This window comes from Bacteroides caccae (assembly GCF_002222615.2).
Lineage (GTDB): Bacteria > Bacteroidota > Bacteroidia > Bacteroidales > Bacteroidaceae > Bacteroides > Bacteroides caccae.
Genome location: NZ_CP022412.2, coordinates 2,545,413 through 2,557,075 on the forward strand (window position 1 = coordinate 2,545,413; position 11,663 = coordinate 2,557,075).

11 protein-coding genes are annotated in these 11,663 nt (G+C 40.5%); 4 read left to right on the forward strand and 7 right to left on the reverse strand.

Features of this window, described 5'->3' with window-relative positions:
• Positions 1 to 5: 5 nt before the first annotated feature.
• From CGC64_RS09980 to trxA, 3 genes are all read right to left on the reverse strand, one after another.
• The gene (locus CGC64_RS09980) at positions 6 to 1,556 is read right to left on the reverse strand and encodes an arylsulfatase (RefSeq protein ID WP_005677780.1); all 1,551 of its coding nucleotides are present in this window, start codon (positions 1,554 to 1,556) and stop codon (positions 6 to 8) included.
• A gap of 196 nt (positions 1,557 to 1,752) precedes the next feature.
• Positions 1,753 to 2,220: a thioredoxin family protein gene (locus CGC64_RS09985; RefSeq protein ID WP_005677781.1), complete on the reverse strand. Its 468-nt coding sequence runs from the start codon at positions 2,218 to 2,220 to the stop codon at positions 1,753 to 1,755.
• Between the two features lie 15 nt (positions 2,221 to 2,235).
• The gene (gene trxA / locus CGC64_RS09990) at positions 2,236 to 2,535 is read right to left on the reverse strand and encodes a thioredoxin (RefSeq protein ID WP_005677782.1); all 300 of its coding nucleotides are present in this window, start codon (positions 2,533 to 2,535) and stop codon (positions 2,236 to 2,238) included.
• Positions 2,536 to 2,734: 199 nt separating this feature from the next.
• On the opposite strand from trxA, the gene CGC64_RS09995 reads away from it, so the two are divergent.
• Both CGC64_RS09995 and CGC64_RS10000 read left to right on the forward strand, forming a co-directional pair.
• Entirely contained in the window at positions 2,735 to 3,862 is a 1,128-nt protein-coding gene (locus CGC64_RS09995) for a glycosyltransferase family protein (protein WP_005677783.1), read from the forward strand.
• Positions 3,859 to 4,041, forward strand: a complete 183-nt coding sequence (locus tag CGC64_RS10000) for a type II toxin-antitoxin system HicB family antitoxin (protein ID WP_005677784.1) — start codon at positions 3,859 to 3,861, stop codon at positions 4,039 to 4,041. The genes CGC64_RS09995 and CGC64_RS10000 overlap by 4 nt, the downstream gene beginning before the upstream one ends.
• A gap of 74 nt (positions 4,042 to 4,115) precedes the next feature.
• On the opposite strand, the gene CGC64_RS10005 is transcribed toward CGC64_RS10000, so the two are convergent.
• Genes CGC64_RS10005 through CGC64_RS10015 form a run of 3 tightly spaced genes read right to left on the reverse strand, consistent with a single transcriptional unit; the run spans position 4,116 to position 9,714 of the window.
• Positions 4,116 to 6,278, reverse strand: coding sequence for a S46 family peptidase (locus tag CGC64_RS10005; RefSeq protein WP_005677785.1), 2,163 nt, complete (start codon positions 6,276 to 6,278; stop codon positions 4,116 to 4,118).
• Positions 6,279 to 8,438: a S46 family peptidase gene (locus tag CGC64_RS10010; protein ID WP_005677786.1), complete on the reverse strand. Its 2,160-nt coding sequence runs from the start codon at positions 8,436 to 8,438 to the stop codon at positions 6,279 to 6,281.
• 31 nt (positions 8,439 to 8,469) lie between these two features.
• A complete protein-coding gene (locus tag CGC64_RS10015) occupies positions 8,470 to 9,714 on the reverse strand; it encodes an anaerobic sulfatase-maturation protein (RefSeq protein ID WP_005680548.1) in 1,245 nt (414 codons plus the stop codon).
• Positions 9,715 to 9,877: 163 nt separating this feature from the next.
• On the opposite strand from CGC64_RS10015, the gene CGC64_RS10020 reads away from it, so the two are divergent.
• Together CGC64_RS10020 and CGC64_RS19245 are read left to right on the forward strand one after the other, a co-directional pair.
• Positions 9,878 to 10,606 (forward strand): DUF4369 domain-containing protein, encoded by a 729-nt coding sequence (locus tag CGC64_RS10020; protein WP_032838034.1) that lies wholly within the window; start codon positions 9,878 to 9,880, stop codon positions 10,604 to 10,606.
• A 45-nt stretch (positions 10,607 to 10,651) separates the two neighbouring features.
• Entirely contained in the window at positions 10,652 to 10,777 is a 126-nt protein-coding gene (locus tag CGC64_RS19245) for a hypothetical protein (RefSeq protein ID WP_005680551.1), read from the forward strand.
• Between the two features lie 64 nt (positions 10,778 to 10,841).
• Here the strand turns inward: CGC64_RS19245 and CGC64_RS10025 are convergent, their stop codons facing one another.
• Positions 10,842 to 11,600 (reverse strand): lysophospholipid acyltransferase family protein, encoded by a 759-nt coding sequence (locus CGC64_RS10025; protein ID WP_005677790.1) that lies wholly within the window; start codon positions 11,598 to 11,600, stop codon positions 10,842 to 10,844.
• Between the last annotated feature and the right edge of the window lie 63 nt (positions 11,601 to 11,663).

Sequence of the window (11,663 nt, forward strand, 5' to 3'; positions counted from 1 at the left end):
AATTTTTAAATTCCGGTATCTACCGGACTTTTATCAGGAAATAACGGGCTATAAAGAATTGTCTGTTTTAATACCTGTAACTTACCGTCTTTCACAAACTTTTCACCACGTTCGGAAAGATGATCAATCATAGCTTGACGAAGCTCATTTAATTGCTGTTTGTATTTTTTATCTGTTACTACATTCTTTAGTTCATGAGGGTCTTTCGAGAGATCAAACAACTCTTCTGTCCCGGTGTGAAAACGCCAGATATATTTTATTTTTCCGTCGGTTAATGCACACCAATAATTGTCAGGACTATAGCAAGTCGCATGTTCTAAATCTATGTATTTCCTCCATTGATCGGTTTTACCTTCCATTAACCGGAGTAAAGATTGACCGTCCATATCTTGCGGGATAGAACTTCCGGCTATTTCAAGGAAAGTTGGTAATAAATCACGCAATTCTACCGGTTGGGTAATTTTGTTTCCTTTAGTAAAGTGATAGCTAGCTGGCCATTTAACGATATAAGGAACATGTACCGAACCTTGGTAAGGGTACGTTTTACGCCAATGATAATGGTCTCCTAACATATCACCGTGATCAGAAATGTAGCAGATAAGTGCATTGTCATATATACCTTTTTCTTTCAAAGTTTTAATTACTTTACCTATCTCTTCGTCAATAAATGTCACATTAGCATAATAGTGCCTCCGTGAGTCTTTTGCATATTCGTCACCGAAATTACCATAAGGAGCATCTTTTTTCACTTTTTGAGGATCCTTTAGTTTGGCATACGGCTTATCTTTACACCATTCTCCTATCCAAGGTGCAGGTATATCCCGGTTCGCGTATTCGTCCAATAAACGTTGGGGAGGATCATAAGGACTATGTGGACGGGCAAAGGATATTTTCAAGAACAATGGTTGGTTATTGATACCTTCGTAATTGCGAATCATTTCGCAAGCCATTTCTCCTGTCCATGCTGTGGGATGCAATCGTTCCGGAAGTTTATAAGTAGCTGCTCCATGGTCATTCCAACCGATATGAGTAGAATCTGGGTTTAAGCCGGGAGCTTGCATTTGGAACCATAATCGATAGTCACTGATAAAATCGGGACTTTCTACGCGTCCGCTTTCATCAACTAATGTTCCCCGGAATCCATGCAGAGCCTTTTGAGGATACCAGTGCATTTTACCAATACCAAAGCTGTAGTAGTTTAAGTCTCCCAACATACGAGGCATCTCATAACGGTATTGGCTGGCTACCCTGCCGTATCCTAGCATACCATGATGCCAGGGAGAAAGTCCGGTCAATAATCCGGAACGTGCCGGTGTACTACTAGGGGTAGAAGAATAACCGTTTGTAAAGAGTGTACCGTCTTCTGCCAAAGCGTCCATATTCGGAGAAATGACAGAAGTATTTCCCATACAATTCATGGCATCTCCACGATGTTGGTCGGATACAATTAAAATGATATGAGGACGTGTTGAAGTTTGGGCAAAAAGAAGTTGCGGAAGGATATAAACTCCCGTAGTCGCAAGTAATGAGCTTTTTAATAAAAAGGATGTTTTCATATTCTAAAGGATATCGTGTTTCCCATTTGACAAAAGTACAATTTCTTTTTGAATAAAAGAAAAATAGCCGTATTTTTACACTTCTTAAGAATCTCTTGACTAGTTATAAAAAAGAGTGACGCTATCACATACGGATAACGTCACTCTTTGCTTCTTATGGCGTCATAATCCTGACCGGATATCGACACTCTTTTTTCTACTTCAATAAAAACTCATCAATTGCTTTCTTGTAAGTTGCTTTGTCTGCAGCTCCGCGGAAAAGCTGGGGATCTCCTTTCATGGGGATGAATACGAACAACGGAATACTTGTTGCATTGAACAGGGCAGCCAGTTCTTTCTGCTTATCTACATTTACTTTGTAGATTACAATTTTCCCGGCATATTCTTTTGCCAATTCTTTCATAATAGGAGCTGTTTGGCGGCAAGGTCCACACCAGTCGGCATATAAATCGATAATGGCAGGCTTGTCGCCTTTGTATTTCCACTCTTTTGACTTTTCATAATCGAAGACGTCTTTCAGAAACATTTCTTTATTCATTACGACGACTTCTCCGTTGTTACCTGTTACTTCTTTTTTACCTTGTTTGGCTTCAGCTCTGTCATTGAACGCGTATACGATTACGCTTACCATGACGAGTGCTACCATGACTAATACTTTCTTCATTCGTTATTTATCTTTTTATGTATAATGCCGTTCTATTACCCCTTGTAATTCACTGCTATGAATTACACCGGAATGTCTCCATACCGCTTCTCCATTTTTGAACAGGATAAAGGTTGGTACAGCTTGTATACGATATTTTGTAGCCAAGTCTTCATGTTGGTCAACGTCTATCTTGACAATACGGGCCTTATCACCTACAACTAATTTGAGCTCTTCCAGAACGGGTTTCATAGCTTTACATGGTCCGCACCATTCTGCAAAGAAATCAACTAAAACGGGCATCGGTGATTGTATTAAATCTTCAAATTTCTCCATAATCTTTCCTTTCTTAAAATTAAATGACAGTCATTGAAGACTGCAAATATAGATTCTATTTTATTAATATAACGGGAAAATGCTGTTTTTGTTCATCGAATAGTAACCGGAGAGTCATTTTGTTGTAATCTGAAAACGGGAGTTTTGCATATCGAAAAGTAACGGGAGTTAAAGTTATGAACTAAATAATAATCGCTATATGAAATTCTTATTTATTGTTCAAGGTGAGGGGAGAGGACATCTGACACAGGCTATCACCCTCGAAGATATGTTGCAGCGTAATGGGCATGAGGTTGTAGAAGTATTAGTCGGTAAAAGTTCCTCACGCACATTACCAGGTTTTTTCAATCGGAGTATTCATGCACCGGTGAAGCGTTTTATCAGTCCGAATTTTCTGCCTACGACAGATAATAAGCGAGTGAATCTAAAGAAAAGTTTAGCTTATAATTTATTGAAACTACCGGAATATTTCCGTAGTATGTACTATATAAATCAACGGATTAAGGAGACAGGGGCGGAAGTCGTCATCAACTTCTACGAACTTCTGACCGGACTTACCTATGCGTTCTTCCGTCCCTCTGTTCCGTATATTTGTATTGGACATCAATATTTGTTTCTACATCGTGATTTTCAGTTTCCGGATAAGAGTCCGGTCCAGTTATGGATGTTGCGTTTCTTTACACGAATGACGGCTCTTAGATCATCAAAGAAGTTAGCTCTATCTTTCAGGGAAATAGAACGGGATGATGAACATCAGATTGTTGTGGTACCTCCTTTGATTCGCCGGGAAATAACGGCAATCCAGCCGGAAGAAGGAAATTATATTCATGGATATATGGTAAATGCCGGTTTTGCAGATACAGTGGAGAGTTTTCACACAATGCATCCGGAAGTTCCTTTAAGATTTTTCTGGGATAAGACGGAGACAGAGGAAGTAGTACGGGTGGACGAAACATTGAGTTATCATCAGATTGATGATGTGAAGTTTCTTAATGGAATGGCGAACTGCAGGGCTTATGCCAGTACGGCTGGTTTCGAGTCTATTTGTGAAGCGATGTATCTTGGCAAACCGGTATTAATGGTTCCGGCGCATATCGAACAGGATTGTAATGCTTATGATGCTATGATAGCAGGGGCAGGAATTATCGGTGATTCGTTTGAACTGGAGTCCTTGCTTCGTTTTGCGGGAAAATATATTCCAAATTGTGATTTCATTTATTGGGCACGCAGTTGCGAGCGTCGGATTATTCTTGAATTGGAAAAACTGGCTGCTTCACAATCAGAAATAACTTCAATATCAACATATACTAATTATTTACCAATATGAAACTGAATAAAACAGATTATGTACTTGAACGTGCATCAGACGGTGGCTATTATGCTTGGCTGACTGTAAATATGCAATGTAATGCTTATGGAGAGTCTCCTGATGAGGCTATTCGGAACCTGGAAGAATCAATGAATGAGATAATTGATGAAATGTATATGGTGGAAGATTTTGTCTAATGAATAATGTGAAATGAAAAACGGATAATGAAACAGAACCCGGTTTCATTATCCGTTTTCAATAAATGATTTTTCTATTGTTCACAGATAGTCAGTTCATCAATGATATGGGATGCTCCCGCAAATTTATCTATGATAAACAGAGTATAACGAATATCAACGCAGGCAGCGCGCTGTGATGAAGGTCGGAAAGCGATATCACCTGTCAGTCCTTCAAAGTTACGGTCAAAAGCAGTTCCTATCAACTGGCCTTTACTGTTGAAAACCGGACTACCGGAGTTACCTCCTGTGTTGTCGGTGTTTACAATAAAGCAGACCGGCATCTCACCGTTTTTGCCGTACTGTCCATAGTCTTTAGAGTTATACAACTCTTTCAACTTTTGCGGTACTACAAATTCCCAGTTACCCGGATCCTCTTTTTCCATAACTCCTTTGAGAGTGGTATGAGCATCATACACTACACCGTCTGCAGGTTCATAAGGAAGCACTTGTCCGTAAGTCAGTCGTAAGGTTGAGTTCGCGTCCGGATAAATAGGTATTCCCTTTTCTTGTCTCATATTCATCATGCCTTTTACCCATACTTTATAAGCGGCATCATAATTCTCATTGGCTTCTTTCATGGCAATGGCAGTTTTCAGAATGCCGTCGGTAATTGAATATTTGAATAGGATCATCCAGTCATATCCGATTTTATATAAACTAGGCTTTTTGATGAACTTCTCAAAATTCTTTTGATTACCGAAAATTGAGTTATCAAAGCACGCATCTACAAATGCATCTATGTTGCCTTTGAAGCGGGAGTCAATGATTTCGAATATATTGATTCTTTGTTCTGCCGGAATATAGTTAGCATAAGTTTTGAGCATTTCTTTAGCTACCATTCGTTCTACTTCCGGGAAAGGAACAGAAGCAAAATATTTTTCACCTTCCTGTTTCAAGTTTTGGGCAGCTTCTTTTATTTTCTCTTTATCTTTTGATTTTAGTGCGGTGGCCAGTGCTGTTGTAGAGGGGATGCGCATAAAGTCGAGCGCTGTGACAAGTGCTTCGTTGATAGCCTGTTGGTGATATAATGCGTCACGTCGGTGAGCTACAATAGAGCGAATCTCGTCAAAAGCTTTCTGATAAGAGTTATCTCCTTTTTCACGGCCGCGGGCCAATAGTTCTTCTTGCTGCGCACGTTTGGTATCCAATACTTTAAGACGCACCAGCCCTTCGTTCATGCCAATAGCATTCTTCCAATAGTTGGCTGATGATGCATATTTGCTGGCGTAATGAATACGCACAGCAGGATCTTTAAGCATTTGTTCCATAAGAACTTTCTGACGGGCACCACGTACGTGCTGACGCATAAAGTTAGTTGTCTGCATCCGTTCTTCTACTTCGTCGGAAATCATGTACCGCCAGTTACGTCCGGGAAATCCCATGACAAAAGTGAAATCACCTTCCTGTACTCCGGCAAGGCTAATGGTCAAGTGTTTCTTTACGTGCAAAGGAACATTGTCTTTGGAATACTCTGCCGGTTTTCCGTTCTTATCCGCATAGATACGGAAAAGGGAAAAGTCGCCGGTGTGACGCGGCCACATCCAGTTGTCAGTATCCGCTCCAAATTTTCCAATAGAAGAAGGAGGGGCACCTACCATGCGAATGTCGCTATACACGGTTTTTACAAACAGATAATATTTATTTCCTCCATAAAAGGCTTTGAGTTCCAACTTGGTAGTAGGAGTTATTTCAATGTTTTCTGCTTTTGCAAAACGTTCTGCTACTTTGTTGAGGTAAGTCGGAGACAGATAATTAGTTCCTTCCGGGTCTTTGTCTTTCTTTAGTTGTTCGTTGACGTAGTCGGTTACATCAAGAATACGGTCGATAAAAGTAACCTTGAGTCCTGGTGTAGGAAGTTCTGCGTCGCGGTTCATTGCCCAAAAACCTTCTGTCAGATAGTCATGCTCTACATTACTGTGTTGCTGGATAGCTCCATAACCGCAATGATGATTAGTCAGCACCAGCCCTTCGGAAGAGATTACTTCTCCCGTACATCCTCCTCCGAAGTGTACGACAGCGTCTTTCAGAGAAAGCCCGTTCGCATTGTATACTTCTTCAATGGGAATCTCAAGACCTAGTTCTCGCATGGCAATCTCATTCTGAGTTTTCAGATCAGGTAGCATCCACATACCTTCGTCGGCGTGGATGATAAGAGTTGCCAGAGAAAAAATAGCAAATAGGATTTGTTTTCTCATTTATTCTACGATTGTCATTTCATTAATCAGGTGTCCGCAGTTTCCTAGTTTTTCAAGGATGAACAATACATAACGGATATCCAGGTTGATACAACGTTGCAGGTTATTGTCAAAGTTGATATCGCCACTCAATGATTCCCAGTTGCCGTCAAAGGCACAACCGATCAGTTCCCCATTCTCATTCAATACTGGGCTTCCGGAGTTACCTCCGGTAATATCGTTTGTAGATAGGAAGCAGACAGGCATATCACCGTTGGGTAATGCATAGCGACCATAATCTTTCTTCTCGATCAACTCTTTCAGTTTGGCGGGTACTACAAATTCGCGGTCTTCCGGATTTTCTTTTTCAAGAATACCTTTAGTTGTCGTATAGTAGTTGTAGTGTACTCCGTCTTTCGGATCGTAAGGTTTCACGTTACCGTATGTCAGACGAATGGTAAAGTTGGCATCCGGATAAGAAGGAACTGGCTGTTTCATTTCGCCAAGACCACGGATATAGGTCTTGTGAAGTAAAGTCAACTCTTTATCCATATCTTCTAATTGAGAAACAATTTTCTCAAATTGGTCATATTTAGACTGACAGTATTGCAAAGCCAAATCATTATCGATAGCCTTTACAGACGGTTTCTTGACAAACTTCTCAAAGTTCTCACGGTTAGAGAAAATAGAGTTGTCATACATATCATCGACAAACTTGTCATAGTTACCTTTATATTTCTGCTCAATGACTTTGTAGATAGACAGACGCTGGTCTGCCGGAATCATTTCTGCATAAAGGGGAAATAAAACTTTAGCTACTTTACGGTCTACCTCATGGTCATAGTCCTTATTGTGAATACTTTCATACGTATCTTTCAGCGCTTCGATACGTACTTTTATCAGAGAATCATTCTTCTCTATCAATGCTTCACGTGTCTTAGCCAGCATGACACTTCCAAATTCGATTGCTCCGAAGAACGTTTCTCTCAGACAGGTGAACTGATAGTTGAGAGGTGCTGTCTTAGCTACCAGATCATCTATTTTTTTCACTACCGTTGCATAATCAGCATTATTCTTTTCCTTTGCAAATTCTGCAAATTTAGCTTCTTGCGCAGCTTTCGTACCCAATACATCGTTGTCGATGATTGCCCTGTTCATTCCGATAGAATTTTTCCAGTAGTTACTGGAACCGGCATATTTGTTTGCATACTGGATGCGGATTTTATCACTTGCATTCATCACTTCCTTCAATACAGCCAGACGGGCACCGCGGATACGGATACGCGGGTCGTTTTCCGATTCCATGCGTTCTTTTACTTCCGATACGGTCAGATAACGGCTTGTACTTCCGGGGAATCCCATAATCATTGCATAATCTCCTTCTTTCAAACCTTTGAGCGAGATAGACAAATGTTTTTTTGTTTTCAAAGGAGTATTGTTTGCGCTGTATTCTGCCGGTTCTCCGTTAGCATCCGCATAAATACGGAACATGGAGAAATCACCGGTGTGACGGGGCCACATCCAGTTATCCGTTTCGCCACCGAACTTACCGATAGAGGAGGGGGGAGCGGCAACCATACGTACATCCGGATATATTTTCTTATAAAATAGATAGAATTTGTTTCCGGCATAAAATGGAAGTGCTTGTGGAACGATTCCTTTTTTATCTTTCAGATCGCTTTTATTGTAAAGCTCGTTGGCCAGTTTCTGAAGAAAAGCACTACTGAAAGATTCAGATTCGGTAATTTCTTTAGCGGCAATCTTTGCATTGACAATATCCGTGATATCTTCGATACGTTCGATAAATGTGAACTTCAATCCCGGAGTCGGAAGCTCCTTGTCTCTGGATGTAGCCCAGAAACCGTCTGTCAGGTAGTCATGTTCTACGCTACTGTGCTGCTGGATGGAAGCATAACCACAGTGATGATTTGTCAGAATTAAACCTTCAGGTGAGATAATTTCCCCCGTACATCCTCCTCCGAAGATACCGACTGCATCTTTCAAAGAGACGCCGTTCGGGTTATATAAGTCCTGGGCTTCCAGTTTCAATCCTTGTTTTTTCATCATATCTATGGAATGTTGCTGTTGCATTAATTGCAATAACCACATACCTTCATCCGCTTTAGCGGAGCACACGATGAGCGCTGTCAGCGCTAATAAATAAAGTCTTAGTCTGTTCATTTTTTAATGATAAAATTTGAATATATGATTGTTAGTCTTCAATTTCCAATTCTCCGTTTTTCAATGCTTCCATAATATTGGCGGGCGGACGTTGGTTCATCAGTTCGTTTTTCATGTAGTCCATGTAGGGAGCTACATGTTGGAAGAACTGATAGTATCCTTTACATAAGTAATTCAACCCGGGTTCGCCGTCGGCTGTCTGGCTGAAACGGTTCTTGGGACATTCTCCGTTGCAGGCAAAAAGGAAATCACATTCTTTACATTGGGTGGGTAGAGATTGATATTTCATGTTTCCGAACTTGTGTTGACGTTCGCTATGCATCATTTCTACAAGTGTCTGGCTGTATATGTTTCCCAGTTTATATTCAGGGAATACAAAGTGGTCGCAAGAATAAACATCCCCGTTGAATTCCATAACACCAGCGTGTCCGCAGGTCTTCGCCATTGTACAAATGCCAGGTTGTTCACCTACCCAGTTTGCTAAGGTGGAGTCGAATATCTGTATGTAGTATTTGCCTACATCTTCTTTCACCCATTCATCGAAAAGGGTACAGAGAAATTTACCCCATTGTTCGGGGGTGATAGAGAAATCTGCCAGTTCACCTTTTTGGTTTTCTGCAAGAGAAGCGAGGTGGCGGCCGTCCTGATGTTCAAGGATACGTTCAACGATAGGTGCAAATTGGATATATTTGCAGTCTATCTCCTTGAAGAAATGATAAAAATCCAGTGGATAGTCAGCATTGAAGTCATTAATAACCGCCATTGCATTCCATTCTACACCATGTTTTTTCAGAAGATTAATCCCTTGCATCACTTTGACGAAGGAGGGCTTCCCCATTTTATTTTTACGATATTCATCGTGAAATTCTTGAGGTCCATCAATCGAAACGCCTACCAGCCAGTTATTTTCTCGGAAGAACTCGCACCATTCATCGGTCAGCATGGTTCCGTTGGTTTGGATGCAGTTATCGATCGTTCGTCCGCGGGCGTATTTCTTTTGCAGTTCCATAGCCTTTTTGTAGAAGGAGAGCGGGCGCATAAGTGTTTCTCCTCCGTGCCAGGTGAAAAGTACCTGTGGCATGGTCTGAGAGTTGATGTACTCGTCGATGAATTTTTCCAAAAGTTCATCGCTCATTACGTGTTTCGGGTTGTCTTTGTATAGATTCGCTTTTTCCAGATAGTAGCAATAATCGCATGCAAGGTTACATACGGCACCTACTGGCTTTACCATAACGTAAAGCGGTTTGGCAAAAGGAGCATAAGTTGATGTTTTCATAGCTGCAAAATTAGATAAACTAAATGAAAAAAAGCGCCTTATACCTATGTTTATAAGGATTATTAAAGAAAAGACTCTTACAAGTTTTAAATATTGATAAAATGTTTCTTTGAAGTCCGAATCAGTTGTACCTTTGTACTCGGAATTTAATGAATGGACGAACGTGAATAAAATTTTGCCTTTTTTACTTCTGCTTCCGTTTCTGGCTTCGTGTACTAGTAAGTATAGGATAGAAGGAACATCTTCAGTAAACAGTCTGGATGGAAAAATGCTGTATCTAAAGACCATGCGTGACGGGGAATGGGTGAAGCTGGACTCTGCTGAGGTAGTGCATGGACTGTTCTCTATGAAAGGAAAAGTAGACTCCGTACAAATGGTGACGCTTTATATGGATGATGAGAGTATCATGCCGATTGTATTGGAAAGCGGTAAGATTAAAGTTACCATTAGCAATACGGATTTAAAAGCAGCAGGAACTTCCTTGAATGCAGCACTGTATGACTTCATTGACAAAAGAAATGCATTGGAAGAAAGTATTGGGGAGCTGGAACAAAAGGAAACTCGTATGGTAATGGAAGGGAATGATTTGGAAGAAATTCATGCACAGCTGATGGTGGAAGGTGATTCGCTGATGACGGCAATGAACCAGTATGTGAAGACGTTCATTTCAGATAATTATGAGAATGTGTTGGGACCTAGCGTATTTATGATGCTTTGTAGTTCTTTGCCATATCCTATTATGACACCTCAGATTGATGATATCATCAAAGATGCTCCTTATTCTTTTAAGAGTAATAAACTTGTGAGAGAGTTTTTGTCTAAAGCAAAAGAAAATATGAAGTTGATAGAAGAACATCAACGGTTGGAGCAAAATACATCAACGAATAAATAAGTCAGGAGATTTTTTTTGTATATTTGTGCAAAAGCTCCAGATAAAATGAAAACGACTGTTAGTGTATTCGCCGCTTTCTTTTTTATTTCTGTGTTATCGGTTTCTTGTCAGGGAGATCCGGGTGATTTTAATACGACTTTTTCTGAAATAGAAAAGTTGATGAATACGTAGCCCGCGATACAGCCTTGTATCATGGTAGAGTAATGCTGGAGTCTGCCCACATATAATACATATATTATCGGTCTTGGTCTTCGTTTTTTACCATTCCTTTATATTTCTCCGGAAGTGCACTCTCTACGGCAGTATAGGCTTCGGCCATAGTAGCTTTGATATTCTCCATTCCTTTTCCTTTGGGAGGAATAGGATCGTGAATTGTCAGGATCATGCGATGGCGGTGTATCCATTTTCCGGTACGTGGCAGGATTTCAAACGAACCGTCAATGGTGACAGGTACAACAGCTAGTTGTAAATCATCCGCTAACTGAAAAGCTCCCTTCTTGAAATATCCCATGTGTCCTGTGAAAGTACGTGCTCCTTCGGGGAAAACAACCAGAGAAACACCGTCTTTCAACGAGGCTTTAGCCTGTTGAATGGTCTCCAACACTTTTTTCGGTCCCGAACGGTCTACGAAGATATGTCCCGCGCTTTCACAGGCTTTTCCTACAAACGGTAGTTTACGCAGACTTTTTTTCATCATCCACTTGAAGTTTCTTCCGATGAAACCGTAAATAAGGAATATATCGAATGAACCCTGATGATTAGGTACGAAAATATAGGATGTCTTGCCGTGTAACTTTTCACGTCCACGAATCTTTACAGGAATTAATAGAAAAAGACAAATTAATTGTGACCATATTTTTCCTGGATAATATCCCCAAAAGTGAGCTCCTCCCACGAGAGAACCTACGATAGTGACGATTGCCGTGAGGATAGTCAATACCAATAAAATAGGCAAAGCAATACAAATTTGATAAATATAATACAGTATCTTCATAGGGTTGGATTTTTATCCTGCAAATATACATGATTATTTGGTAAAAAAGAGAGGTGGATACGA